This window comes from Streptomyces sp. NPDC051180 (genome assembly GCF_040689545.1).
Taxonomy (GTDB): domain Bacteria; phylum Actinomycetota; class Actinomycetes; order Streptomycetales; family Streptomycetaceae; genus Streptomyces.
In genome coordinates this window covers 276,696-300,670 of sequence record NZ_JBFBBC010000005.1, presented here as the reverse complement: position 1 = coordinate 300,670, position 23,975 = coordinate 276,696, and the positions used below count along the sequence as shown (strand labels likewise).

The 23,975-nt window shown below is 68.4% G+C and carries 35 protein-coding genes; 4 read left to right on the top strand and 31 right to left on the bottom strand.

Features of this window, described 5'->3' with window-relative positions; all coding sequences use genetic code 11:
• Positions 1 to 34: 34 nt before the first annotated feature.
• The 26 genes from map to AB0424_RS12640 form a co-directional block, all read right to left on the bottom strand.
• Entirely contained in the window at positions 35 to 886 is an 852-nt protein-coding gene (gene map, locus AB0424_RS12765) for a type I methionyl aminopeptidase (RefSeq protein ID WP_366304598.1), read from the bottom strand.
• A gap of 96 nt (positions 887 to 982) precedes the next feature.
• Positions 983 to 1,630: an adenylate kinase gene (locus AB0424_RS12760; RefSeq protein WP_366304596.1), complete on the bottom strand. Its 648-nt coding sequence runs from the start codon at positions 1,628 to 1,630 to the stop codon at positions 983 to 985.
• Complete coding sequence (gene secY / locus AB0424_RS12755; RefSeq protein ID WP_366304594.1) at positions 1,630 to 2,949, bottom strand: preprotein translocase subunit SecY; 1,320 nt, start codon at positions 2,947 to 2,949, stop codon at positions 1,630 to 1,632. The genes AB0424_RS12760 and secY overlap by 1 nt, the downstream gene beginning before the upstream one ends.
• A gap of 213 nt (positions 2,950 to 3,162) precedes the next feature.
• On the bottom strand, positions 3,163 to 3,618 hold the full coding sequence (gene rplO / locus AB0424_RS12750) for a 50S ribosomal protein L15 (RefSeq protein ID WP_189800377.1): 456 nt from the start codon (positions 3,616 to 3,618) through the stop codon (positions 3,163 to 3,165).
• Between the two features lies 1 nt (position 3,619).
• Positions 3,620 to 3,802, bottom strand: coding sequence for a 50S ribosomal protein L30 (gene rpmD, locus AB0424_RS12745; RefSeq protein ID WP_015035589.1), 183 nt, complete (start codon positions 3,800 to 3,802; stop codon positions 3,620 to 3,622).
• Complete coding sequence (gene rpsE / locus AB0424_RS12740; RefSeq protein WP_015035588.1) at positions 3,802 to 4,404, bottom strand: 30S ribosomal protein S5; 603 nt, start codon at positions 4,402 to 4,404, stop codon at positions 3,802 to 3,804. The genes rpmD and rpsE overlap by 1 nt, the downstream gene beginning before the upstream one ends.
• Before the next feature lie 45 nt (positions 4,405 to 4,449).
• Entirely contained in the window at positions 4,450 to 4,833 is a 384-nt protein-coding gene (rplR, locus tag AB0424_RS12735; RefSeq protein ID WP_056651228.1) for a 50S ribosomal protein L18, read from the bottom strand.
• Positions 4,834 to 4,836: 3 nt separating this feature from the next.
• Complete coding sequence (rplF, locus tag AB0424_RS12730; RefSeq protein ID WP_121830637.1) at positions 4,837 to 5,376, bottom strand: 50S ribosomal protein L6; 540 nt, start codon at positions 5,374 to 5,376, stop codon at positions 4,837 to 4,839.
• Positions 5,377 to 5,397: 21 nt separating this feature from the next.
• Positions 5,398 to 5,796, bottom strand: a complete 399-nt coding sequence (rpsH, locus tag AB0424_RS12725) for a 30S ribosomal protein S8 (RefSeq protein ID WP_015035585.1) — start codon at positions 5,794 to 5,796, stop codon at positions 5,398 to 5,400.
• A gap of 222 nt (positions 5,797 to 6,018) precedes the next feature.
• A complete protein-coding gene (locus tag AB0424_RS12720) occupies positions 6,019 to 6,204 on the bottom strand; it encodes a type Z 30S ribosomal protein S14 (RefSeq protein WP_003948630.1) in 186 nt (61 codons plus the stop codon).
• A gap of 5 nt (positions 6,205 to 6,209) precedes the next feature.
• Positions 6,210 to 6,767, bottom strand: a complete 558-nt coding sequence (gene rplE / locus AB0424_RS12715) for a 50S ribosomal protein L5 (protein WP_026058276.1) — start codon at positions 6,765 to 6,767, stop codon at positions 6,210 to 6,212.
• Positions 6,764 to 7,075 (bottom strand): 50S ribosomal protein L24, encoded by a 312-nt coding sequence (rplX, locus tag AB0424_RS12710; protein ID WP_015035583.1) that lies wholly within the window; start codon positions 7,073 to 7,075, stop codon positions 6,764 to 6,766. The genes rplE and rplX overlap by 4 nt, the downstream gene beginning before the upstream one ends.
• Before the next feature lie 2 nt (positions 7,076 to 7,077).
• The gene (rplN, locus tag AB0424_RS12705) at positions 7,078 to 7,446 is read right to left on the bottom strand and encodes a 50S ribosomal protein L14 (RefSeq protein ID WP_003956455.1); all 369 of its coding nucleotides are present in this window, start codon (positions 7,444 to 7,446) and stop codon (positions 7,078 to 7,080) included.
• Positions 7,447 to 7,546: 100 nt separating this feature from the next.
• Positions 7,547 to 7,828, bottom strand: a complete 282-nt coding sequence (rpsQ, locus tag AB0424_RS12700) for a 30S ribosomal protein S17 (RefSeq protein ID WP_015035582.1) — start codon at positions 7,826 to 7,828, stop codon at positions 7,547 to 7,549.
• On the bottom strand, positions 7,828 to 8,052 hold the full coding sequence (rpmC, locus tag AB0424_RS12695) for a 50S ribosomal protein L29 (RefSeq protein ID WP_017239580.1): 225 nt from the start codon (positions 8,050 to 8,052) through the stop codon (positions 7,828 to 7,830). The genes rpsQ and rpmC overlap by 1 nt, the downstream gene beginning before the upstream one ends.
• Entirely contained in the window at positions 8,052 to 8,471 is a 420-nt protein-coding gene (rplP, locus tag AB0424_RS12690; protein WP_017239579.1) for a 50S ribosomal protein L16, read from the bottom strand. The genes rpmC and rplP overlap by 1 nt, the downstream gene beginning before the upstream one ends.
• Before the next feature lie 5 nt (positions 8,472 to 8,476).
• Positions 8,477 to 9,325, bottom strand: a complete 849-nt coding sequence (rpsC, locus tag AB0424_RS12685) for a 30S ribosomal protein S3 (protein ID WP_017239578.1) — start codon at positions 9,323 to 9,325, stop codon at positions 8,477 to 8,479.
• The gene (gene rplV, locus AB0424_RS12680) at positions 9,325 to 9,672 is read right to left on the bottom strand and encodes a 50S ribosomal protein L22 (RefSeq protein WP_004571827.1); all 348 of its coding nucleotides are present in this window, start codon (positions 9,670 to 9,672) and stop codon (positions 9,325 to 9,327) included. Before rplV ends, rpsC begins: the two co-directional genes overlap by 1 nt.
• Positions 9,673 to 9,714: 42 nt before the next feature.
• Positions 9,715 to 9,996 carry a 30S ribosomal protein S19 gene (gene rpsS, locus AB0424_RS12675; protein ID WP_015035577.1) on the bottom strand — a complete coding sequence of 94 codons (282 nt, stop codon included), beginning with the start codon at positions 9,994 to 9,996 and terminating at the stop codon, positions 9,715 to 9,717.
• A 12-nt stretch (positions 9,997 to 10,008) separates the two neighbouring features.
• Positions 10,009 to 10,845 (bottom strand): 50S ribosomal protein L2, encoded by an 837-nt coding sequence (rplB, locus tag AB0424_RS12670; RefSeq protein ID WP_030318653.1) that lies wholly within the window; start codon positions 10,843 to 10,845, stop codon positions 10,009 to 10,011.
• A gap of 40 nt (positions 10,846 to 10,885) precedes the next feature.
• Positions 10,886 to 11,209 (bottom strand): 50S ribosomal protein L23, encoded by a 324-nt coding sequence (rplW, locus tag AB0424_RS12665; RefSeq protein ID WP_024755407.1) that lies wholly within the window; start codon positions 11,207 to 11,209, stop codon positions 10,886 to 10,888.
• On the bottom strand, positions 11,209 to 11,859 hold the full coding sequence (rplD, locus tag AB0424_RS12660; RefSeq protein WP_366304588.1) for a 50S ribosomal protein L4: 651 nt from the start codon (positions 11,857 to 11,859) through the stop codon (positions 11,209 to 11,211). The genes rplW and rplD overlap by 1 nt, the downstream gene beginning before the upstream one ends.
• A gap of 7 nt (positions 11,860 to 11,866) precedes the next feature.
• Positions 11,867 to 12,511, bottom strand: coding sequence for a 50S ribosomal protein L3 (rplC, locus tag AB0424_RS12655; protein ID WP_017239574.1), 645 nt, complete (start codon positions 12,509 to 12,511; stop codon positions 11,867 to 11,869).
• A gap of 11 nt (positions 12,512 to 12,522) precedes the next feature.
• The gene (rpsJ, locus tag AB0424_RS12650; protein ID WP_003948644.1) at positions 12,523 to 12,831 is read right to left on the bottom strand and encodes a 30S ribosomal protein S10; all 309 of its coding nucleotides are present in this window, start codon (positions 12,829 to 12,831) and stop codon (positions 12,523 to 12,525) included.
• Positions 12,832 to 13,256: 425 nt separating this feature from the next.
• A complete protein-coding gene (locus AB0424_RS12645; RefSeq protein WP_366304586.1) occupies positions 13,257 to 14,498 on the bottom strand; it encodes a DUF6596 domain-containing protein in 1,242 nt (413 codons plus the stop codon).
• Positions 14,495 to 14,857, bottom strand: a complete 363-nt coding sequence (locus AB0424_RS12640; protein WP_366304585.1) for a YciI family protein — start codon at positions 14,855 to 14,857, stop codon at positions 14,495 to 14,497. Before AB0424_RS12640 ends, AB0424_RS12645 begins: the two co-directional genes overlap by 4 nt.
• Before the next feature lie 213 nt (positions 14,858 to 15,070).
• On the opposite strand from AB0424_RS12640, the gene AB0424_RS12635 reads away from it, so the two are divergent.
• Positions 15,071 to 17,083: a PIG-L family deacetylase gene (locus AB0424_RS12635; protein WP_366304583.1), complete on the top strand. Its 2,013-nt coding sequence runs from the start codon at positions 15,071 to 15,073 to the stop codon at positions 17,081 to 17,083.
• Between the two features lie 113 nt (positions 17,084 to 17,196).
• Here the strand turns inward: AB0424_RS12635 and tuf are convergent, their stop codons facing one another.
• From tuf to AB0424_RS12610, 5 genes are all read right to left on the bottom strand, one after another.
• On the bottom strand, positions 17,197 to 18,390 hold the full coding sequence (tuf, locus tag AB0424_RS12630) for an elongation factor Tu (protein ID WP_033201985.1): 1,194 nt from the start codon (positions 18,388 to 18,390) through the stop codon (positions 17,197 to 17,199).
• A gap of 152 nt (positions 18,391 to 18,542) precedes the next feature.
• The gene (fusA, locus tag AB0424_RS12625; protein ID WP_366304581.1) at positions 18,543 to 20,672 is read right to left on the bottom strand and encodes an elongation factor G; all 2,130 of its coding nucleotides are present in this window, start codon (positions 20,670 to 20,672) and stop codon (positions 18,543 to 18,545) included.
• Between the two features lie 39 nt (positions 20,673 to 20,711).
• Positions 20,712 to 21,182 (bottom strand): 30S ribosomal protein S7, encoded by a 471-nt coding sequence (rpsG, locus tag AB0424_RS12620; protein WP_015035567.1) that lies wholly within the window; start codon positions 21,180 to 21,182, stop codon positions 20,712 to 20,714.
• Between the two features lie 2 nt (positions 21,183 to 21,184).
• Positions 21,185 to 21,556 carry a 30S ribosomal protein S12 gene (gene rpsL, locus AB0424_RS12615; RefSeq protein WP_003948652.1) on the bottom strand — a complete coding sequence of 124 codons (372 nt, stop codon included), beginning with the start codon at positions 21,554 to 21,556 and terminating at the stop codon, positions 21,185 to 21,187.
• A 300-nt stretch (positions 21,557 to 21,856) separates the two neighbouring features.
• Positions 21,857 to 22,306 (bottom strand): helix-turn-helix transcriptional regulator, encoded by a 450-nt coding sequence (locus AB0424_RS12610; RefSeq protein ID WP_366304579.1) that lies wholly within the window; start codon positions 22,304 to 22,306, stop codon positions 21,857 to 21,859.
• A gap of 253 nt (positions 22,307 to 22,559) precedes the next feature.
• Between AB0424_RS12610 and AB0424_RS12605 the strand changes: the two genes are divergently transcribed.
• From AB0424_RS12605 to AB0424_RS12595, 3 genes are all read left to right on the top strand, one after another.
• Positions 22,560 to 22,835 (top strand): WhiB family transcriptional regulator, encoded by a 276-nt coding sequence (locus tag AB0424_RS12605; RefSeq protein WP_366304577.1) that lies wholly within the window; start codon positions 22,560 to 22,562, stop codon positions 22,833 to 22,835.
• A 145-nt stretch (positions 22,836 to 22,980) separates the two neighbouring features.
• Entirely contained in the window at positions 22,981 to 23,685 is a 705-nt protein-coding gene (locus AB0424_RS12600; protein WP_366304787.1) for a hypothetical protein, read from the top strand.
• Positions 23,679 to 23,882, top strand: a complete 204-nt coding sequence (locus tag AB0424_RS12595; protein ID WP_366304576.1) for a hypothetical protein — start codon at positions 23,679 to 23,681, stop codon at positions 23,880 to 23,882. The genes AB0424_RS12600 and AB0424_RS12595 overlap by 7 nt, the downstream gene beginning before the upstream one ends.
• Positions 23,883 to 23,975: the final 93 nt, after the last annotated feature.

The following is a 23,975-nucleotide window of genomic DNA, read 5'->3' as shown; positions in this document are numbered from 1 at the left end:
CCACCACGCCGAACTCACGAAGCCTTTTCCGCGCCTACGCCAGCGGGTCCGGCGCCGCCGTGACGCCCAGCTCCGCCAGCTTCGCCTTGCCTCCGTCGACCGCGGTCAGGACCAGCGGGCCCTCCTCCGTCAGCGCGATGGAGTGCTCCCAGTGCGAGGACCAGGTGCCGTCGGTGGTGATGACGGTCCAGTCGTCCTTGAGGACCTCGGTGTGCGGGGTGCCGAGGGACACCATGGGCTCGATGGCGAGGCAGAGGCCGGGGACCAGCTTGGGGCCCTTGCCGCGCTTGCGGGAGACGTAGTTCAGGAGGTGCGGGTCCATGTGCATCTCGGTGCCGATGCCGTGGCCGCCGTAGTCCTCGATGATCCCGTACCGGCCGAGGCTGTGGTCGCCGACCGCGGGCCGCGGCTGGCGCTTGATGTACGTCTCGATCGCCTTGGAGATGTCCACCAGCCGGTTGCCGAGCTTCATGGCCGCGATGCCGGCCCACATCGACTCCTCGGTCACCCGGGAGAGCTCGACGAGCTCGGGCGCGTGCCCGGTGCCCACGAACGCCGTGTACGCCGCGTCACCGTGCCAGCCGTCGATGATCGCGCCGGCGTCGATGGAGATGATGTCGCCGTCCTTGAGGACGGTCTTGTCGTCGGGGATGCCGTGGACGACGACCTCGTTCACCGAGGTGCAGATCGTCGCGGGGAAGCCGCCGTACCCGAGGAAGTTCGACTTCGCCCCGTGGTCGGCGATGACCTTCCGCGCGACCTCGTCCAGGTCCTTCGTCGTGGCGCCCGGGACGGCCGCCTCACGGGTCGCCGCGTGGATGGCGGCGACGACCAGGCCCGCCTCGCGCATCTTCGCGATCTGCTCGGGGGTCTTGATCTGCACCATCGTGGCCGGGGCCTTTCCATCGAGAACGGGGAACAGAACAACGATACGGCCGCGGCGCCCCCGAGGGGCACCGCGGCCGTATCGAACGAACGGGGGTTACTTCTTGAGCGCGGCCATCGCCTTCGCCGTGACCTCGTCCACCTTGCCGAGCGCCGAGATCGTCACGACCAGGTTCTGCGCCCGGTAGTAGTCGATGATCGGCTCGGTCTGCGTGTGGTAGACCTCCAGGCGCTTGCGGACCGTCTCCTCGGAGTCGTCCGCACGCTGGTACAGCTCGCCACCGCAGACGTCGCAGACGCCCTCGGCCTTCGGAGCGTTGTACTCCACGTGGAAGACGTGCGCGCTGTCGTTGCGGCAGATGCGGCGACCCGCGATCCGCTTCACGACCTCGTCCTCGGGGACCTCCAGGTCCAGCACCGCGTCGAGCTGCATGTCCTCGGCCTTCAGGACCACGTCCAGGGCCTCGGCCTGAGCCACGTTGCGGGGGAACCCGTCCAGCAGGAAGCCGTTGACGGCGTCCGGCTGCTCCATCCGGTCCTTGGCCATCCCGATGGTCACCTCGTCGGGCACCAGGTCACCGGCGTCCATGAACGCCTTGGCCTTGAGACCCAGCTCCGTGCCCTGAGAGATGTTGGCACGGAACAGGTCACCCGTGGAGATGTGCGGGATGTCCAGGTTCCTGGCAAGGAACGCGGCCTGCGTACCCTTGCCGGCACCGGGCGGTCCGACGAGGACGATTCGCATCAGCGGAGGAACCCTTCGTAATTGCGCTGCTGGAGCTGGCTCTCGATCTGCTTCACGGTCTCCAGCCCCACACCCACGATGATGAGGATGCTCGTCCCACCGAAGGGGAAGTTGGCATTGGCGCCACCGAAGCCTGCCAACGCCATCGTCGGCACAAGAGCGATCAGACCCAAGTACAGCGAGCCCGGCCAAGTGATCCGGTTGAGCACGTAGCTCAGGTACTCGGCAGTAGGTCGACCAGCCCGGATACCCGGGATGAAGCCACCATACTTCTTCATGTTGTCGGCGACTTCCTCGGGGTTGAACGAGATCGCCACGTAGAAGAAGGCGAAGAACACGATCAGGAGGAAGTAGGCGGCGATGTAATACGGGTGGTCACCCTTGACGAAGTGGGCTTCGATCCAGGTCTTCCACCCCGCGGTGGAGTTCGAGAACTGCGCGATCAAGGCCGGGATGTAGAGCAGCGACGAGGCGAAGATGACAGGAATCACACCCGCCTGGTTCACCTTCAACGGGATGTAAGTGGACGTTCCGCCGTAGGAGCGCCGACCGATCATGCGCTTCGCGTACTGCACCGGGATGCGGCGCTGGGCCTGCTCGACGAAGACGACGAGGGCCACCATCACGAAGCCGATGAGGATGACGGTGCCGAACTCGATCCAGCCCTTGGCGAGCTTGCCGCTCTCCTTGATGGCCCAGAGGGCACCCGGGAAGCCGGCGGCGATCGAGATGAACATCAGGATGGACATGCCGTTGCCGATGCCGCGGTCGGTGATGAGCTCACCGAGCCACATGACGACGCACGTGCCGGCGGTCATCGTGATGACCATCGTGGCGATGGTGAAGATCGACGGGTCCGGGACGACCTGGTCGGCCACCGAGCAGCCGCTGAAGAGCGCACCGCTCTTGGCGGTGGCGACGAGACCGGTGCCCTGGAGGATGGCGAGCGCGACCGTCAGGTAACGGGTGTACTGCGTGATCTTGGCAGTGCCGGACTGACCCTCCTTCTTGAGGGCCTCCAGGCGCGGGATCACGACGGTCAGCAGCTGCAGGATGATGCTCGCCGTGATGTACGGCATGATGCCGAGCGCGAAGATGGTGATCTGCAGCAGCGCGCCGCCACTGAACATGTTGACCAGGCCGAACAGGCTGTTGTTGCCCTCGCTGGCCTGCTTGACACACTGCTGGACGGCCTCGTAGCTGACGCCGGGGACCGGGATGTGGGCCCCGAGGCGGTACAGCACGATGATGCCGAGCGTGAAGAGCAGCTTCTTGCGCAGGTCGGGCGTCTTGAACGCCCGGGCGAACGCGGTGAGCACGGTGCCTCCTGCGACCCCCGCGCTATGCGTCAAGGGTGACGGTCTTGAGGTTCGACGATTGGGTATCGGTCATCAATTCCGTGCGGGCATACCGCACGGAGCCTAGACAGTGCACGCCACCTTACCGGCGACCGTGCCCCCCTAGGAACGACCAATCGGGGATGCCCCATTTGAGAGGCATCCCCGATCGGATGTTCAAGCCATCGAGTCGTCTCAGACGAGCTCGGTGACGGTGCCGCCGGCGGCGACGATCTTGTCCTTGGCGGAGCCGGAGACGGCGTCAACCGAAACCTGCAGCGCCACGGTGATCTCGCCGGTGCCGAGCACCTTGACGAGCTGGTTCTTGCGAACCGCGCCCTTGGCGACCAGGTCGGCCACCGTGACCTCTCCACCCTCGGGGTAGAGAGCGCCGAGCTTGTCCAGGTTCACGACCTGGAACTCGGTGCGGAACGGGTTCTTGAAGCCCTTGAGCTTCGGCAGACGCATGTGGAGGGGCATCTGCCCACCCTCGAAGCGCTGCGGAACCTGGTAACGGGCCTTCGTGCCCTTGGTACCACGACCGGCCGTCTTACCCTTGGACGCCTCACCACGACCGACACGGGTCTTCGCGGTCTTGGCGCCCGGGGCGGGACGGAGGTTGTGGGCCTTCAGCGGGTTGGTCTCCGCCATGTCAGTCAACCTCCTCGACCGTCACGAGGTGGCGGACGGTGTGCACCATGCCGCGGAACTCGGGGCGGTCCTCCTTGACAACCACGTCGTTGACCTTCTTGAGGCCAAGCGAACGCAGGGTGTCGCGGTGGTTCTGCTTGCTGCCGATGTACGACTTCGTCTGCGTGACCTTGAGGCGAGCCATTACGCACCCGCCCCGGCACGCGCACGGAGCAGAGCCGCGGGAGCGACGTCCTCGAGGGGCAGACCACGGCGAGCCGCGATCTCCTCGGGACGCTGCAGGCCCTTGAGGGCCTCCACGGTCGCGTGCACGATGTTGATCGCGTTGTCGGAGCCGAGCGACTTCGACAGGATGTCGTGAACGCCGGCGCACTCGAGCACGGCACGCACCGGGCCACCGGCGATGACGCCGGTACCGGGGGAAGCCGGCTTGAGCAGGACGACGCCCGCGGCCTTCTCGCCCTGGATCGGGTGAGGGATGGTGCCCTGGATGCGCGGAACCTTGAAGAAGTTCTTCTTGGCTTCCTCGACACCCTTGGCAATGGCCGCGGGAACTTCCTTGGCCTTGCCGTAACCGACACCTACGGTGCCGTCACCGTCGCCCACCACGACCAGCGCGGTGAAGCTGAAGCGGCGACCACCCTTGACAACCTTGGCGACGCGGTTGATCGCGACAACGCGCTCAACGTACGCGGTCTTCTCGGCGGCAGCGCCACCGTCGCGGCCCTTCCGGTCCCGCCGCTCGCCGCCACCGGCACCGCTTCCGCGGCGCTGGGGTCCAGCCATTGGATTACCTCTCTCTGTTACGTCCGTTAGTCCCGGAACCGGGGCTTAGAACTTCAGCCCGGCTTCGCGGGCGGCGTCAGCCAGAGCGGCAATGCGCCCGGCGTACCTGTTGCCACCACGGTCGAACACGACAGCCTCGACACCGGCGGCCTTGGCGCGCTCGGCGACCAGGGAACCGACCTGCTTGGCCTGCGCGGACTTGTCACCCTCGCCGCCGCGGATCGACGCGTCCAGGGTCGACGCGGACGCAAGGGTGTGGCCCTTGAGGTCGTCGATGACCTGAGCGGTGATACCGCGGTTGGAACGCGTCACGACGAGGCGCGGACGCTCCGCCGTACCCGACACGTTCTTGCGGATGCGGATGTGGCGGCGCTTCTTGGCGGCACCCTTGTAGGCGTCACCCTTGGCGATCTTCACACCGTATGCCATGGCTTACTTACCAGCCTTTCCGACCTTGCGGCGGATGACCTCACCCGCATACTTCACGCCCTTGGCCTTGTAGGGGTCGGGCTTGCGAAGCTTGCGGATGTTGGCGGCGACCTCGCCGACCTTCTGCTTGTCGATGCCCTCGACCGAGAACTTGGTCGGCGACTCGACCTTGAACGAGATGCCCTCGGGCGCCTCGACCAGGATCGGGTGGCTGTAGCCGAGCTGGAACTCCAGGTTGGAGCCCTTCGCGGCAACGCGGTAACCGACACCGCTGATCTCGAGCGCCTTGACGTAACCCTGGGTCACACCGGTGATCATGTTGGCCACCAGCGTGCGGGACAGGCCGTGCAGGGCCTTGTTCTGACGCTCGTCGTTCGGACGGTTGACGTTCAGCACGCCATCCTCGCCCTTAACGATCTCGATCGGCGCGGCGACGGTGTGGCTCAGGGTGCCCTTGGAACCCTTGACCGTGACCGTGCGGCCCTCGATGGTGACGTCCACGCCGGCGGGAACCTGGATAGGCAGCTTGCCAATACGCGACATTAGCTATTCCTCCGTTCCCGACTACCAGACGTAGGCGAGGACTTCCCCACCTACGCCCTTCTTGCCTGCCTGCTGGCCGGTCAGGAGACCGTGGGACGTGGAGATGATCGCCACGCCCAGGCCGCCGAGGACCTTCGGCAGGTTGGTGGACTTCGCGTAAACCCGGAGGCCGGGCTTCGAGATCCGCTTGATGCCCGCGATGGAGCGCTCACGGTTCGGACCGAACTTGAGCTCGAGGACGAGGTTCTTGCCGACCTCGGCGTCCTCGACCTTCCAGCCCGTGATGAAGCCCTCCTGCTGGAGGATTTCCGCGATGTGAGACTTGATCTTGCTGTGCGGCATCGTCACGGAGTCGTGGTATGCCGAGTTCGCGTTACGCAGACGAGTCAGCATGTCCGCGATCGGATCAGTCATGGTCATGAATTGGCCTTCGGCCTCTCTCGCCGGGGTTTCCTGTATGCGCCATCCCTCTCCCCACACAGGGGCGGGACGGGTGCGGCGCGGGGACCTACGGCGTAGTAAGTCGTACGGGCGGCGGACGCCCAACCCCACTAGCCTAAGGCATGCGGGGGTGGGCTTCCGCCGACCCAATGCTTACCGAGAGTCTCCGGATACCCCTAACGTCCTATGGACGGAAGGGAGTTACCAGGAGCTCTTGGTCACGCCCGGCAGCTCGCCACGGTGAGCCATCTCACGAAGGCACACGCGGCACAGGCCGAACTTGCGGTACACGGAGTGGGGACGACCACAGCGCTGGCAGCGCGTGTAGCCACGCACGCCGAACTTGGGCTTGCGGGCAGCCTTCGCGATGAGAGCCTTCTTCGCCATCTCGCTTACGCCTCCTTGAACGGGAAGCCGAGGTGACGCAGAAGGGCACGGCCCTCGTCGTCGTTGGTCGCCGTGGTCACCACGGTGATGTCCATACCCCGGACACGGTCGATCTTGTCCTGGTCGATCTCGTGGAACATGACCTGCTCCGTGAGACCGAAGGTGTAGTTGCCACGCCCGTCGAACTGCTTGGGGGACAGACCACGGAAGTCGCGGATGCGCGGAAGCGCGAGCGACAGGGTGCGGTCGAGGAACTCCCACATGCGGTCGCCACGGAGGGTGACGTGCGCACCGATCGGCTGGCCCTCACGCAGCTTGAACTGCGCGATGGACTTGCGGGCCTTGGTGATGGCTGGCTTCTGACCGGTGATGGTGGTCAGGTCACGGACGGCACCGTCCATGAGCTTCGAGTCACGGGCGGCGTCGCCGACACCCATGTTGACCACGATCTTCACGAGGCCGGGGATCTGCATGACGTTCTCGTAGGAGAACTCCTCACGCAGCTTGCCCGCGATCTCCTCGCGGTACTTCGTCTTGAGACGCGGAGTGGTGGTAGCCATCAGATGTCCTCACCCGTCCGCTTGGCAACGCGGATCTTGTTGCCCTCGTCGTCGAAGCGGTAACCGACACGCGTGACGACCTTCTTGCCGTCCTTCTCCACGACCAGCTGGACGTTGGAGACGTGGACCGGAGCCTCGGTCGTGACGATGCCACCGGCCTGCGACGGGCCGGCCTTGGTGTGCTTCTTGACCCGGTTGACACCCTCGACGAGGACGCGGTTCTCGCGGGGGAAGGCCGTGATGACCTTGCCCTGCTTGCCCTTGTCCTTACCGGTGATGACCTGGACCAGGTCGCCCTTCTTGATCTTCATGCTTACAGCACCTCCGGCGCGAGCGAGATGATCTTCATGAACTTCTTCTCGCGCAGCTCACGGCCGACCGGGCCGAAGATACGGGTGCCACGAGGGTCGCCGTCGTTCTTGAGAATGACAGCGGCGTTCTCGTCGAAGCGGATGTACGAGCCGTCCTGGCGGCGGCGCTCCTTGACGGTGCGAACGATGACCGCCTTGACGACGTCACCCTTCTTCACGTTGCCACCGGGGATCGCGTCCTTGACGGTGGCGACGATGACGTCACCGATGCCCGCGTAGCGGCGACCCGAGCCACCGAGAACACGGATGCAAAGGATCTCCTTGGCACCAGTGTTGTCGGCGACACGCAGTCGCGACTCCTGCTGGATCACGTCTATCTCCTGATTTGTCTGCCGGTTCCCGGCCGGGGCTTCGCATGGAAGCCCCGGCCGAGCCTGGCGGAACGAACTTGAAGGGTTACCCCTACAAGAATTACTTGGCCTTCTCGAGGATCTCGATGACGCGCCAGTGCTTCGTGGCGGACAGCTTCCGGGTCTCCATCAGGAGGACGCGGTCGCCGATGCCGGCAGCGTTCTGCTCGTCGTGAGCCTTGAGCTTGTTCGTACGGCGGATGACCTTGCCGTACAGCGCGTGCTTGACGCGGTCCTCGACAGCGACGACGACGGTCTTGTCCATCTTGTCGCTGACGACCAGGCCCTCGCGGACCTTGCGAGCGTTGCGCTCGGTCTTCTCAGTCACGTTGCTCTCGCTCATCAGGCGTTCTCCACCGTCTCGATGCCCAGCTCACGCTCACGCATCAGGGTGTAGATCCGGGCGATGTCCTTACGGACGGACTTGAGCCGACCGTGGTTCTCGAGCTGGCCCGTCGCCGCCTGGAAGCGGAGGTTGAACAGCTCTTCCTTGGCCTCGCGGAGCTTGTTGAGAAGCTCCTCGTTGCCCAGCTCGCGCAGCTCGGACGCCTTGGTACCGGCCGACATCACAGCTCACCTGCTTCGCGCTTCACGATCTTGCACTTCATCGGCAGCTTGTGGGCCGCACGGGTGAGGGCCTCGCGCGCGATCTTCTCGTTCGGGTAGGACAGTTCGAACATCACCCGACCCGGCTTGACGTTCGCGATCCACCACTCCGGAGAACCCTTACCGGAACCCATGCGGGTCTCGGCGGGCTTCTTCGTCAGCGGGCGGTCCGGGTAGATGTTGATCCAGACCTTGCCGCCACGCTTGATGTGGCGGGTCATCGCGATACGAGCCGCCTCGATCTGGCGGTTGGTCACGTACGCCGGCGTGAGGGCCTGAATGCCGTACTCGCCGAACGCAACCTGCGTACCACCCTTGCTGGCGCCGGAGCGCTTCGGGTGGTGCTGCTTGCGGTGCTTGACCCTACGGGGGATCAGCATTTCGGTCAGGCCTCCGTTCCGGTGCTCTCAGCCGGAGCGGCAGCGGCGGCGGGAGCGTCGGCCTTGGGGGCCTCGGCAGCCGGCGCGGACTGCTGCTGCGGCTTGCGGCCGCGGCCGCCACGCTCGCCACCGCGGCCACCACGGCCGGCCGGGCGGTCGCCAGCGCCGGCACCACGGGCCGGGCGGTTACCCGCACGGGCCGCAGCGTTCTCGGCGCGGACCTCGGCGATGTTCTTGACGTCGCCCTTGTAGATCCAGACCTTGACGCCAATGCGACCGAAGGTCGTCTTGGCCTCGAAGAAGCCGTAGTCCACGTTCGCGCGGAGCGTGTGCAGCGGCACACGACCCTCGCGGTAGAACTCCGAGCGGGACATCTCGGCGCCGCCGAGACGACCGCCACACTGGATCTTGATGCCCTTGGCGCCGGCCTTCATCGTGCCCTGCATGCTCTTACGCATGGCGCGACGGAAGGAGACGCGGGAGGAGAGCTGCTCGGCAACGGCCTGAGCAACCAGCTGAGCGTCCATCTCGGGGTTCTTGACCTCGAGGATGTTCAGCTGGACCTGCTTGCCCGTGAGCTTCTCGAGGTCACCGCGGATGCGGTCGGCCTCGGCGCCACGGCGGCCGATGACGATGCCGGGACGCGCGGTGTGGATGTCCACCCGCACGCGGTCACGGGTGCGCTCGATCTCAACCTTCGAGATGCCGGCGCGCTCCATGCCGGACGTCATCATCCGACGGATGGCGACGTCTTCCTTGACGTAGTCCTTGTACAGCTTGTCGGCGTACCAGCGGGACTTGAAGTCCGTGGTGATGCCGAGCCGGAACCCATGCGGGTTAACCTTCTGGCCCATTACCGGGTTCCTTCCTTGCTGCTGACGACCACGGTGATGTGGCTGGTCCGCTTACGGATCCGGTAGGCACGGCCCTGAGCACGCGGACGGAACCGCTTCAGGGTCGGGCCCTCATCCACGTACGCCTCGCTGATGACCAGCGAAGAGGCGTCGGTGTGGTCGTAGTTGTGCGCGGCGTTGGCAATGGCGCTGTCCAGCACCTTGCCGACCGGCACGCTCGCGGCCTGCGGGGCGAAACGCAGGACCGCCTGAGCCTCCGTGGCATCCATGCCACGGATAAGGTCCACCACGCGGCGGGCCTTCATGGGCGTGACGCGGATGTACCGCGCCTGGGCCCTGGCTTCCATGGTTGTCCTTCCAGTGTCTGTCATGGTCATTCCACCCCGCTACTAGCGGCGCTTCGACTTCCGGTCGTCCTTCACGTGACCCCGGAAGGTGCGCGTCGGCGAGAACTCGCCGAGCTTGTGGCCGACCATCGACTCGGTGACAAACACCGGAATGTGGGTCTTGCCGTTGTGCACCGCGATCGTGTGGCCGAGCATGGCCGGGATGATCATCGAGCGACGGGACCAGGTCTTGATGACGTTCTTGGTACCGGCTTCGTTCTGGGCGTCCACCTTCTTTACGAGGTGGCCGTCAACGAAGGGTCCCTTCTTGAGACTGCGCGGCATCTAAACCCGCTCCTAGCGCTTCTTGTTCGTCTTGCGGCGGCGGACGATGTACTTGCTCGAAGCCTTCTTCGGCGAGCGAGTACGACCCTCCTTCTGACCCCACGGGGAGACCGGGTGGCGACCACCGGAGGTCTTGCCCTCACCACCACCGTGCGGGTGGTCAACCGGGTTCATCGCCACACCGCGGACGGTCGGGCGGACGCCGAGCCAGCGCTTGCGGCCGGCCTTGCCCCAGTTGATGTTCGACTGCTCGGCGTTGCCGACCTCGCCGATCGTGGCGCGGCAGCGGGCGTCGACGAGACGGATCTCACCGGACGGCATACGAAGGTGGGCCATCGTGCCCTCCTTCGCCAGCAGCTGCACGGAGGCACCCGCGGAGCGGGCGAACTTGGCGCCACCACCGGGACGGAGCTCGATCGCGTGGATCGTGGTACCGACCGGGATGTTGCGGAGCGCCAGGTTGTTGCCGGGCTTGATGTCCGCGCCGGGGCCGTTCTCGACGCGGTCACCCTGCGTCAGACCCTTGGGGGCGATGATGTAGCGCTTCTCGCCGTCCACGTAGTGGAGCAGCGCGATGCGCGCCGTGCGGTTCGGGTCGTACTCGATGTGCGCGACCTTGGCCGGCACGCCGTCCTTGTCGTGACGACGGAAGTCGATCACACGGTAGGCGCGCTTGTGTCCACCACCCTGGTGGCGAACGGTGATCCGACCGGTGTTGTTACGGCCGCCCTTGCTGTGCAGGGGGCGAACCAGCGACTTCTCCGGCGTGGACCGCGTGATCTCGACGAAGTCGGCAACGGAGGAGCCACGGCGGCCCGGCGTTGTCGGCTTGTACTTGCGGATTCCCATTTCTCAGTCCTCGTCCGATTCCGGACGATCCAGACCGCCCTTAGGCGGTCGGACCGCCGAAGATGTCGATACGGTTGCCCTCGGCAAGGGTCACGATGGCGCGCTTGGTGTCCTTGCGCTTACCGAAACCGGCCTTGGTGCGCTTGCGCTTGCCCTGGCGGTTGATCGTGTTGACCCCGGTGACCTTGACCGAGAAGACCGCCTCGACGGCCTGCTTGATCTGGGTCTTGTTGGAGCCAGGCGCGACGATGAACGTGTACTTGTTCTCGTCCAGCAGGGCGTAGCTCTTCTCCGAGACGACCGGCTTGACGAGAATGTCGCGCGGGTCCGAGAAGGTCTTGCTGGTGACGACGGCCTCAGTCATCAGGCGTCGCTCCCTTCGGTCTCAGCGGTCTGGGGGCCAGACACGAAGGACTCGAGGGCGGCCTGGGTGAAGACCACGTCGTCAGAGACGATCACGTCGTACGTGTTGAGCTGGCCCGGCTCCAGGATGTGCACCTGGGGCAGGTTACGAGCGGACAGCCACGCGGCCTCGTCGGAGCGCTCGGCGACCAGGAGCAGGTTCTTGCGCTCCGAGATCTTGCCGAACAGCGTCTTCGCGGCCTTGGTGGAGACCTCGCCCTCGACCACGCCGGTGACGACGTGGATGCGGGAGTGGTTCGCCCGGTCCGAGAGGGCACCGCGGAGGGCGGCGGCCTTCATCTTCTTCGGGGTCCGCTGCGAGTAGTCACGCGGCACGGGACCGTGCACGACGCCACCACCGGCGAACTGCGGGGCGCGGGTCGAACCCTGACGGGCGCGGCCGGTGCCCTTCTGGCGGTAAGGCTTCTTGCCACCACCACGGACTTCGCCACGGGTCTTGGTCTTGTGCGTGCCCTGACGGGCCGCGGCCAGCTGCGCGACGACGACCTGGTGGATCAGCGGAACGCTGACCTTGGCGCCGAAGATCTCCGCGGGGAGCTCGACGGTCCCGGCCTTGTCGCCTGCCGGCGAAAGGATGTCAATGGTGCTCATCGGTTCCTCAAACCCCCTTGGCCGCGGTGCGGACCAGGACGAGGCCACCGTTGGGGCCGGGGACGGCGCCCTTGATGAGCAGCAGACCCTTCTCGGCGTCAACGGCGTGGACGGTCAGGTTCTGGGTGGTCACACGCTCGTTGCCCATGCGACCGGCCATGCGCATGCCCTTGAAGACGCGGCCCGGGGTGGCGCAGCCACCGATCGAACCAGGCTTGCGGTGCACGCGGTGGGCACCGTGCGATGCCTTGCCACCACGGAAGTTGTGGCGCTTCATGACACCGGCGAAGCCCTTGCCCTTGCTCTTACCGGTGACGTCGACCTTCACGCCGGCCTCGAAGAGCTCGGCGGTGATCTCCTGGCCGAGCGTGTACTCGGAGGCGTCGGCGGTGCGGAGCTCCACCAGGTGGCGGCGCGGGGTGACGTCGGCCTTGGCGAAGTGGCCCTTGAGGGGCTTGTTCACCTTGCGCGGGTCGATCTCGCCGAAGGCGATCTGGACCGACTCGTAGCCGTCGACGTCGTTCGTACGCACCTGGGTCACGACATTCGGGCCGGCCTTGACGACGGTCACCGGGACGACCCGGTTGTTCTCGTCCCAGACCTGCGTCATGCCGAGCTTCTCGCCCAGGATGCCCTTGATGTTCTTAGCCATCTCGCGCGCCCTCAGAGCTTGATCTCGATGTCGACGCCCGCCGGAAGGTCGAGACGCATGAGCGAGTCAACCGTCTTCGGCGTGGGGTCGAGGATGTCGATGAGGCGCTTGTGCGTGCGCATCTCGAAGTGCTCGCGCGAGTCCTTGTACTTGTGCGGCGACTTGATGACGCAGTACACGTTCTTCTCAGTGGGCAGCGGCACCGGGCCCGCGACCGACGCACCAGTGCGGGTCACCGTCTCGACGATCTTCTTCGCCGAGGAGTCGATGACCTCGTGGTCGTAGGCCTTGAGCCGGATGCGGATCTTCTGTCCCGCCATGGCTACTAGTAGTCCTTTGTCTCGTAACGCTCTGGCACCCCGGTCGGTTCGCGTCCTACCTCCGACCCACGCGGTCGGGCGTGTCGCACTCCCTCTACGCAGAAATCCCTGAGGATTTCCCAACCAAGGGGGTGCGGTCACCATGACCGCGAGTCGGGGGCGGAACACCCACCGGGAGCCTGGCCGGCACCCCGCTGACACTTCCCAGAAGATTCCCGTACGTCCGCCCCTGATCAGGGGCGACGAGTACTGTGGGACTCGCTTCCGGTCCTCCCGACGGGAGGCGTGCAGCATCGGCACTCAACCGAGCAACCCCGACAGTCTGCCATACGCGACCTTCTCGCCGCCAATCGGGAGCGAAGACTGTACCCCACGTCACGTGAGGCCAAGCGTCGAGGCGCACCCGGCGGCCTCCCGGGTCCTCCTCAGCCCAACCTCCGCGCCCGCTCCGTGAGATGACGGCGCTCCGGCGCGCTCGTCGTCCGGCGGGCCGCCTCCCGGTACGCCACGGCCGCCGCCCCTCCGTCGCCGAGGAGTTCGAGCAGGTGGGCCCGGGTGGCGAGCAGCCGGTGGTTCCGGGCCAGCCGCGCGTCCGCCGCCAGCTCCTCCAGCAGGTCGAGGCCGGCCCGGGGCCCCTGGACCATCGCGACGGCGACCGCCCGGTTGAGGGTGATCATCGGGTTCGGCCCGGTGCGTTCGAGGAGGTCGTACAGGGCGAGGATCTGGGGCCAGTCGGTGGCCTCGGCGGTCGGGGCCTCGTCGTGCACCGCGGCGATAGCCGCCTGGAGCTGGTACGGGCCGACCCTGCCCCGGGGCAGGGTGCCGCTGATCAGCGCGACGCCCTCCTCGACGAGCCCGGCGTCCCAGCCCCCCCGATCCTGCTCCGCGAGGGGGATCAGCTCGCCGTGCGGGCCCGTGCGGGCCGGCCGGCGGGCGTGGGTGAGGAGCATCAGGGCGAGCAGCCCCGCCGTCTCGGCGTCCTCGGGGAGCAGCCCGTGCAGGAGCCGGGTGAGCCGGATCGCCTCGGTCGACAGTTCGGGCGCGGTGAGGTCGTCGCCGCCGCTGGCCGTGTAGCCCTCGTTGAAGACCAGGTACAGCACGTGCCGCACCTCGGCGAGCCGGGCCGTGCGGTCCTCGCCCTCGGGCTGCGCCAGCGACCACCCGCCGGCCTTGATCGTCTGCTTCGCCCGGCTGATCCGCTGCGCCATGGTCGGCTCCGGGACCAGGAAGGCGGCGGCGATCTGCGCGGTGGTGAGGCCGCCGACGGCCCGCAGGGTGAGGGCGATCCGGCTGGGCGGCGACAGGTCGGGGTGGCAGCACAGGAAGAGCAGGGCCAGGGAGTCGTCCCGGTCGGCCCCCGGGGCGTCGTCCGCGGCGGGCGCCAGGAGCGCGGAGTCCGGGGTGGCGAGCGCCACGGCGTCCTCGCGGCGGCGCCGGGCGGCCTCGCTGCGCACCAGGTCCACGTACCGGCGGGCGGCCACGGTCAGCAGCCATCCGCGCGGGTGGTCGGGGACCCCGCCGCCGGGCCACTGCTGGGCGGCGGCGAGCAGCGCCTCCTGGACGGCGTCCTCGCACAGGTCGAAGTCGCCGTACCGCCGGACGAGCGCGCCGAGGACCCGCGGCGCGTGGTCGCGCAGCAGGTCCTCGACCTCGGCGGGGCCGCTCACACGTCCGCCGCGGACTCGTGCAGGACCGGCCAGAGCTCGACGGGGTCGACATCGGCGAACGGCATGTCGGCGGCGATCTCCTGGGCCCGCTCCAGGCTGTCGCAGTCCAGCAGGTAGAAGCTGGCCAGGTACTCCTTGGTCTCCAGGTACGGGCCGTCGGTGACGGCCGGCGCGCCGCCCTCGCGGCGGACGAGCTGGGCCGCGGCGGCGTCGGCGAGCCCGTAGGCGCCGACCAGCTCACCGGTCTCCCGGTACCTGCGGTTGAACGCCTCCTGGCGGGCGATCGCCTCGGGCCAGGCGTCGGCCGGGAAGGCGTCCCACTTGGCCTGGTTGCCGTAGATCATCGCGACGTACTTCATCTCGGGTGTCCTCCCCGTCCCGCGCGCCCCACCGGCGCGCTGTCACTCCTGAGTCGGAGCCCGTGGCGCGGGCTCGACATCCGGTCGCGGAACATCTCGAAGATCTTCTCCCGGGAAGGGGTCCCCGCGGGGAAGGGCCCGTTCGTACACAACCACGAGTGCCGTACATCCGTCTTGCAGAGGACCGATGCACCGAAGGGACGGACCCCGCTCGTGACCCCAGCTCCCCGCCGCCGGACGGTGCTCGCCGCAGCCGTCGCGGTCACCGCGGCCGCCGCCGGCTGCTCCGTCCCGGAGCCGCGCCGGGCCGCCCCGACCGCCGATCCCGCGCCGGGCAAGCCGGTCGCGCGGGCCGGTGAACGGCGGGCGCTGCTCATGCAGTTCTCCGCGCACCCGGACGACGACCTGTACTTCATGAACCCGGACACGCAGCGGCTGCTCGACTCCGGGGTCCCGCTGGTCTCCGTGTACGTGACGGCGGGCGAGCACACCGGCCGGAACAGGATCGCGGGGATGCCTCCCGCTCCCCCGGACCGGGCCGCCTACTCCGCCGCCCGCCACCAGGGCCTGCGCCAGGCGTACGCCGCCGCGCTGGGGCTTCCGTTGTTCACGCCCTGGCGCCGGGAGGCGCTCCCGCTGCCCGGCGGGCCGCTCGCGGAGGTCGACACGCTCACGCACGGCACGCGCCGGGTCGAGCTGGTCTTCCTGAACCTGCCCATGCACACCACCCGCCGCTACATGGCGGTCCCCGCGCTCTGGCACGACCGTGCCCTGGAGCTGCGGACGCACCTGTCGGCCGGCTCGCCGGTGACGCGCGCGGGCGGCTACGACTACGACCGGCTGGTCGGCGTGCTGGCCGGGCTGCTGCGCCGCCACCGGCCGACGGTGGTGCACACCCTGGACCCGGACCCGGACCTGCAGCACAGCGACGAGGCGACCCGGCAGCGGGACTCCGAGCAGCCGGGGTACGCCGACCACGGCGACCACACGGCCGTCGCCTCCTTCACCTGGGCCGCGCTGAGCCGCTGGGTCACCGAGGCGGTGCGGGACGGCGACCCGATACCGGCGTTCACCGCGACCGCCTTCCGCGGCTACTACAACCGGCACTGGCCCAAGAACCTCCCGCCGCGGCTGCTCGCGGAGAAGGCCGCTCGGCTCGTGCCGTACGGCGGGGACCCGTCCTGGACCTGCGGGAACCCCTCGGGCTGCGGCGACTACGGGGTCGGCGGCGACCGGCCGCTCACCAACCGCAAGGGCTGGGTCCGCTCCACCCACCACCGCTGGCCGGGGGCCCGCCCGGTGCTCGCCGCGGAGCCGGGCGGCCGGCTCTGCGCGTACGGCGTCCTCGGACTGCGCGCGGTCCGCTGGCGGGAGGAGGGGCCGGTCGGCACCCGCGGCGCGTCGGTGCCCGCCGGCGGCTGGGGAGAGCCGGAGGACCTCGGCGGCGGTCCGCTCGCCCCGGCGCTCGGCTCGGCGGTGCTCGACGACGGCCGGGTGCTGCTCTTCGGGGTGCGGTTCGCGGCCCTCGACGGCCACGGCGGGAGCAACCGGCGCGAGGTGGTGCTCCTCGAACAGCGCTCCCCCGGCGGCCCGTTCCTCGCCTGGCGCGGGCTCGGCAACCCGGAGCACGGGGACGACGACCGGGGGCGCCGGATCGGCGCGCCGGTGGCGGTCGCGGCCCCGGACGGCCGGGTCCACCTCTTCGTGCGCGACGCGTCCCAGGGCGTCTCCACCCGGGTGCGTGCCTCCGACGGCTCCTGGGGCCCCTGGCGGGCTCTGCCGGGGGACGCCGAGGTCCAGGACGGCCTCGCCGTCTCGCTGGACGCGGCGGGGCGGGTGCACCTGTACGCGGCGGGGCGGGAGTCCGTGCGGCACTGGGTGGACGGGCGGGAGCGGACGGAGCGCTCGCCGCTCTCGGGGTCGACGGTGGCGTCGGCCGGCGGCGAGCTGTTCCACCGGCCGCCGGCCGCGGGCGCGCTCCTGGGTCCGGCGGGAGACGCCGGGCTCGACGGCTTCGGGGACGTGGTCGCCGCGACCTCGGCGGCGTTCGGCACGGTGCTGCTCGGCACGGCCGAGGACGGCCGGGTCCGGGTGCGGGCCGGCGGCCGGCTGCGGACCCGGACGGAGGGTCCGCCCGCGGTGTCGGCCGCCCTGCACCTGGACGCGCGCGGGGTCACCGTGGTGGGCCTCGGGCCGAACGGACACCCCTGGAGCTGGCGGCCGTAGGGCCTGCCCTTCGAGGCTCCGCCCCGGGAACGCGAGAAGGCCCCGCACCTTTCGGTGCGGGGCCTTCCCCTTACTGCTCGGCAGCTCCTGGGAGCTACCAGGTCAGTTCAAGATCAGGCAGTGATCTTGACGACCTGGCCGGCGCCGACGGTCCGGCCACCCTCACGGATGGCGAACTTGAGGCCCTCCTCCATGGCGATGGGCTGGATCAGCTCAACGCTCATGGCGGTGTTGTCGCCCGGCATGACCATCTCGGTGCCCTCGGGGAGGGTCACGACGCCGGTCACGTCCGTGGTACGGAAGTAGAACTGCGGGCGGTAGTTGTTGAAGAACGGGGTGTGACGGCCACCCTCGTCCTTCGACAGGATGTACGCCTGGGCCTCGAAGTTCGTGTGCGGCGTGACCGAACCCGGCTTGATGATGACCTGGCCGCGCTCGACGTCCTCGCGCTTGATGCCACGGAGGAGCAGACCGACGTTCTCACCGGCCTGGCCCTCGTCGAGCAGCTTGCGGAACATCTCGATGCCGGTGACCGTGGTGGTGGTCTTCTCGGTCTTGATGCCGATGATGTCGACGGTCTCGTTGACCTTGAGGACACCACGCTCGATACGACCGGTGACGACGGTGCCACGACCGGTGATCGTGAAGACGTCCTCGATCGGCATGAGGAACGGCTTGTCGACGTCACGCTCGGGCTGCGGGATGGACTCGTCCACCGCGTGCATGAGGCCGAGAAGCTTCTCGCCCCACTCCTTGTCGCCCTCGAGCGCCTTGAGCGCCGAGACACGGACGACCGGAAGGTCGTCGCCCGGGAACTCGTACTCGGAGAGGAGCTCACGGACCTCGAGCTCGACGAGCTCCAGGATCTCCTCGTCGTCCACCATGTCGGCCTTGTTCAGGGCGACGACGATGTACGGAACGCCGACCTGGCGGGCCAGGAGCACGTGCTCCTTGGTCTGCGGCATCGGGCCGTCGGTGGCGGCGACCACGAGGATGGCGCCGTCCATCTGCGCGGCACCCGTGATCATGTTCTTGATGTAGTCAGCGTGACCCGGGCAGTCGACGTGCGCGTAGTGACGCGACTCCGTCTGGTACTCGACGTGCGCGATCGAGATCGTGATACCGCGCTGGCGCTCCTCGGGAGCCTTGTCGATCTGGTCGAAGGCCGAAGCCTCGTTCAGGTCCGGGTACGCGTCGTGCAGCACCTTGGTAATGGCGGCCGTGAGGGTCGTCTTACCGTGGTCGATGTGACCGATGGTACCGATGTTGACGTGCGGCTTAGTCCGCTCGAACTTTGCCTTCGCCACTTGATCCTCCTGCGGAGTGGTTCTGTACGCCTTGCTTCATCGGCGCCAGGTGATCTTTGCTGGGATGCCAGTACGCCGGGGCCGATTTCTCGGGGTTCCGAGGTCGAAACCCCGGCGACTGGTGTCAAGCCTAAAGCGTGAACTCGGGAGAGTTACTCGCCCTTGGCCTTCGCGATGATCTCCTCGGCGACGTTCCGCGGAACCTCGGCGTAGGAGTCGAACTGCATCGAGTAGCTTGCGCGACCCGAGGTCTTGCTGCGGAGGTCGCCGACGTAGCCGAACATCTCCGAGAGGGGCACGAGGCCCTTCACGACGCGGGCGCCGCTGCGCTCCTCCATGGCCTGGATCTGGCCACGACGGGAGTTGATGTCGCCGATGACCTCACCCATGTAGTCCTCGGGCGTGGTGACCTCGACGGACATCATGGGCTCGAGGATGACCGGCGAAGCCTTCCGCGCGGCCTCCTTGAACGCCTGCGAACCGGCGATCTTGAACGCCAGCTCGGAGGAGTCGACCTCGTGGTAGCCACCGTCGAGAAGAATGACGCGAACGCCCGTCATCTCGTAGCCGGCCAGGATGCCGAACTGCATGGCCTCCTGCGCACCCGCGTCGACCGAAGGGATGTACTCCTTCGGGATGCGGCCACCGGTGACCTTGTTCACGAACTCGTACGAGGCGTCGCCGCCCTCGATGGGCTCGATCGCGATCTGCACCTTGGCGAACTGACCGGTACCACCGGTCTGCTTCTTGTGGGTGTAGTCAAGTCGCTCGACGGCCTTGCGGATCGTCTCGCGGTACGCGACCTGCGGCTTGCCGACGTTCGCCTCGACCTTGAACTCGCGACGCATGCGGTCGACGAGGATGTCGAGGTGAAGCTCGCCCATACCACCGATGATGGTCTGGCCGGTCTCCTCGTCCGAGTGCACCTGGAAGGAGGGGTCCTCCTCCGCGAGACGCTGGATGGCGACACCCAGCTTCTCCTGGTCACCCTTGGACTTGGGCTCGATGGCGACCTGAATGACCGGCGCCGGGAAGTCCATGGACTCCAGGATGACCGGGTTCTTCTCGTCGCACAGCGTCTCACCGGTGGTGGTCTGCTTGAGGCCCATGACGGCGACGATGTCGCCGGCGCCCACCGAGTCGATCTCCTCACGCTTGTTCGCGTGCATGCGGTAGATCTTGCCGATGCGCTCCTTCTTGCCCTTGACGGAGTTCAGCACCGCGGTGCCGGCCTCCAGGCGACCGGAGTAGATCCGGACGAAGGTGAGCTTGCCGAGGTGCGGGTCGCTCGCGATCTTGAACGCGAGGGCCGACAGCGGCTCGTCGTCGGACGGCTTGCGCTTGACGACCAGCTCCGCGTCCTTGACGTCGTGGCCCTCGATGGCCTCGACGTCCAGGGGGGAGGGGAGGTAGCGCACGACCGCGTCGAGCAGGGGCTGGACGCCCTTGTTCTTGAACGCGGTGCCACAGAAGACGGGGGTGACCGTCTTCTCGCCGCCACCCTTGCCGGAGGCAATGGTGATGCGACGGACGGCAGCGTAGAGCTGCTCCTCGGTGGGCTCGACACCCTCGAGGAAGAGCTCCATGAGCTCCTCGTCGTTCTCGGCGACGGTCTCGACCAGCTTGGCGCGCCACTCTTCGGCGAGCTCGGTGTGCGAGGCCGGGATGTCGACGACGTCGTACATCTCGCCCTTGCTGGCCTCGGCGGACCAGACGAGGGCCTTCATGCGGACGAGGTCGACGACGCCCTGGAAGTCCATCTCGGCGCCGATCGGGAGCTGCATGACGATCGGGACGGCGCCGAGGCGCTCCACGATCATGTCGACGCAGCGGAGGAACTCGGCACCCGTACGGTCGAGCTTGTTGACGAAGCAGATACGCGGAACGCCGTAGCGGTCCGCCTGACGCCAGACAGTCTCGGACTGGGGCTCGACACCGGCCACGCCGTCGAACACGGTGACAGCACCGTCGAGCACGCGCAGCGAACGCTCCACCTCGACGGTGAAGTCGACGTGACCCGGCGTGTCGATGATGTTGATCGTGTGATCGACGTTCTCGAGCGGCCAGTGGCAGGTCGTCGCGGCGGACGTGATCGTGATGCCGCGCTCCTGCTCCTGCTCCATCCAGTCCATCGTGGCAGCGCCGTCGTGGACTTCACCGATCTTGTACGAGACGCCGGTGTAGAACAGGATCCGCTCGGTGGTGGTCGTCTTGCCCGCGTCGATGTGCGCCATGATGCCGATGTTGCGCACCTTGGCAAGGTCAAGCGAAGTGGTAGCCATATCGGCTCAGTCTTCTCTCGGTCTCGATGTGGGTTGCGACTACCAGCGGTAGTGCGCGAAGGCCTTGTTGGACTCGGCCATCTTGTGCGTGTCCTCGCGCTTCTTGACCGCAGCTCCGAGGCCGTTCGAGGCGTCGAGGAGCTCGTTCATGAGGCGCTCGGTCATGGTCTTCTCGCGACGGGCGCGGGAGTAGCCGACGAGCCAGCGGAGGGCCAGCGTGGACGCGCGGCCCGGCTTGACCTCGATCGGCACCTGGTAGGTGGCGCCACCGACACGGCGGGACTTGACCTCGAGGGCCGGCTTGACGTTCTCGAGAGCGCGCTTCAGCGTGATGACCGGGTCCTGGCCGGTCTTCTCGCGAAGACCCTCCATGGCGCCGTACACGATGCGCTCGGCGGTGGAACGCTTGCCGTCAAGCAGGATCTTGTTGATCAGCGAGGTGACAAGAGGAGAGCTGTAGACCGGGTCGATGATGACCGGGCGCTTCGGGGCGGGGCCCTTACGAGGCATTCTTACTTCTCCTTCTTGGCGCCGTAGCGGCTGCGAGCCTGCTTACGGTTCTTGACGCCCTGCGTGTCGAGGGAACCGCGGATGATCTTGTAACGAACACCCGGCAGGTCCTTCACACGGCCACCGCGCACGAGCACGATGGAGTGCTCCTGCAGGTTGTGACCCTCACCCGGGATGTAGGCCGTGACCTCGATGCCGGAGGTCAGACGCACACGCGCGACCTTACGGAGCGCCGAGTTCGGCTTCTTCGGGGTGGTCGTGAACACACGCGTGCAGACGCCGCGACGCTGAGGGGAACCCTCAAGTGCGGGCGTCTTGTTCTTCTCGACCTTGTCCTGCCGGCCCTTACGGACCAGCTGCTGGATCGTAGGCACTACTTCTCCGGTTTCTGTGTGCCGTCGGTAAAACTAACCTGGAACATTCACCGACCCACGCGGTCGGGTGTGTCGGATCTCGCGGACCTCCCGCACGAGGCGGGAACGGCGCGGATCACGGTGGCCGATATATGACTCGCTGTGCGGTTGAGGACACGCACGCGAGCCCAGGCACACCCCAGGCACAAGGCATGAGCGTACCTACCGCACGGACTCCGGTCAAAACAAATGCCCGCACGCACGGAGGACCGGCGGCCCGGAAAGGGGCCGCCGGTCGCGCCCGGTGGCGATCCGTCGCGGTCAGTCGCGGGCGGTGCGCCTCGGCTCGACGGCCGCGGGGCCCTCGACGGCCTCCGCGTCGGGCTCCAGGAACTGGTTCACGACCTTGACGAAGACCCCGAGGCGCTCGTCGGGGACGCCGAGCCAGCGGGCGAAGTCCTCCATCGTCGGCTGCCAGTCGTCGGGCGGCAGCAGGTCCGCGGCGAGGGGGAGTTCCTCGGGGCTGACCCGGCCGGACCGGATGAGCATGTCGCGGACGGAGACGCCGAGCAGGGGGGCGATCCTGCGCATGGTCTCCAGGTCGGGCATGCTCTGGCGCTGCAGGAGCCGCGTGACGGCGGCGCGGTGCACGCCGGCCTCGTCCGCGATGCGGGACTTGCCGCCGCCGCGGGGGCTGTCGATGTCGTAGCCGCGCGCCCGCATCAGGCCCTCGACCCATCCTGCGAACTCGTCGAGCCCTTGAGTGCTCATGTGTGTACCGCTCCTCGCTCCCCCACCCTCCGGATCCCATACCTTAGCGTGCTTGCGCGCACGGAATTACGTGCTTTCGGGCACGCAATCGTGTCGAATCGGTGAAGGGTCCGCGCCGCCGTGCGGGTTTTTTGTTGCGCGCTCGCACGCAACGTGTAACTCTGGCTCGCCGCCGCACTCGTCGGCCCCCCGAGCCCCAGGAGCCCCACCGGCCCCATGGAGCCGGACGGGCCCCGGACCGTGGAGAACTCCCTTGTTCCAACCCGACCCGTCCCCCTGGCAGGCCCACGCCGCGTGCGCCGGCCTCTCCCCGTCCGTCGTCTTCGCCCGCCGCGCCCAGGAGGCGGCCCCGGCCCTGCGGGCCTGCGCCGACTGCCCCGTCCGCCGCGAGTGCGCCTCCGCGGTGGCCCCGGCCGAGAGCTACTTCGACGGCGTCTGCGCCGGCCGCCTCTGGCGCAACGGCCGCCCGGCGGACGCCCAGCGCGTGGCGAAGGCGATCGCACGGGCGGGGAGCGGCCGCCGTGGCTGACCGCACCGGGGACACCGGCACCGCGGAGACCCGCCCCGCCGGAAGCCCGCCCCGCACCTCCGCCGGGCGGACCGCCCGGACCGGCGCCGACCGCGCCCCCACCGCCCGCCCCGTCCCGGCCGCCGCCGGCCGGACCGTCGAGCTCGTGCTGCGCGACATCACGCTCTGGGCCGCCTCCCTGGTCCGCCAGTTCCCCGAGCTGGCCGAGGAGTTGGCGCCCGGCCGCCGCTCCCCCGCCGGGAGCGCGCCCACCGCCCCGCACCCGGGCCGCGACGAACTGATCCGCGAGGAGCGGCGGGAGGCGCTGCTCCTCGAACAGCGTCACGGCCTGTCGGTCCCCGGGCACGGCGCCGCCCCGATCCGGCTGCACATCTCGGACGCCATCCGGGACATCACCGACGGGGTGGTGGAGCTGGAGGAGGCGGTCTGCGCCCGGCTCGCGCTGCCGCGCCCGCGCCGGGCCGGGGTGATCGAGCGGCTGCGGCGGATCGTCGGGGTGATCGACGCCGTCGCCGCCCACCCCGACCTCGCCCGCCACGTCCGCGACGAGATCCGGCGGATGGCCCGCCGGTGCGCCCGGACGCTGGGCGACGCCGAGACGGTCGTCCGCGTGTCCGGCCGCTGCCCCTGGTGCGACTCGGTGTCGCTGCGGGCGTTCCCCGACCGCCGCGCGGTGCTGTGCGTGAACCCGGCGTGCGTCTGCACGGACGCCGCCTGCGGCTGCCAGGACGACCCCGCCTACCGGCACCTGTGGCCCGAGGGGCAGTGGCAGGAGCTGTCGGACGCCTCGGGGACCGGTACCGAGGAGATCGCGGCGGCGATGGACGACACGAAGGAGACCTCATGCTGAGCTCGCCCGCGCTGCCCGCGCTGATCCCCGGGCCGCTCGCCGCCGAGGAGGCGGGGGTCGCGCCCGCGACGATCCGCAAGTGGGTCCAGCTGGGTCATCTGCGGGCGGCGGGCCGGGCGGGGCGGGCGCAGCTCTTCCGCCTGGAGGACGTGTTCGCGGCGGAGCGGCTGGCCCGCCGCCGGCCCCGTACCGCCTGATCCCCCGCCGGTGCGGGCCCGGCGCCGAGCGCCCCGCCCCCGTCCCGCCGCCCCGCCCCCTGAGCGCCCCGCGTCCCCTGTGGACGCGGGGCG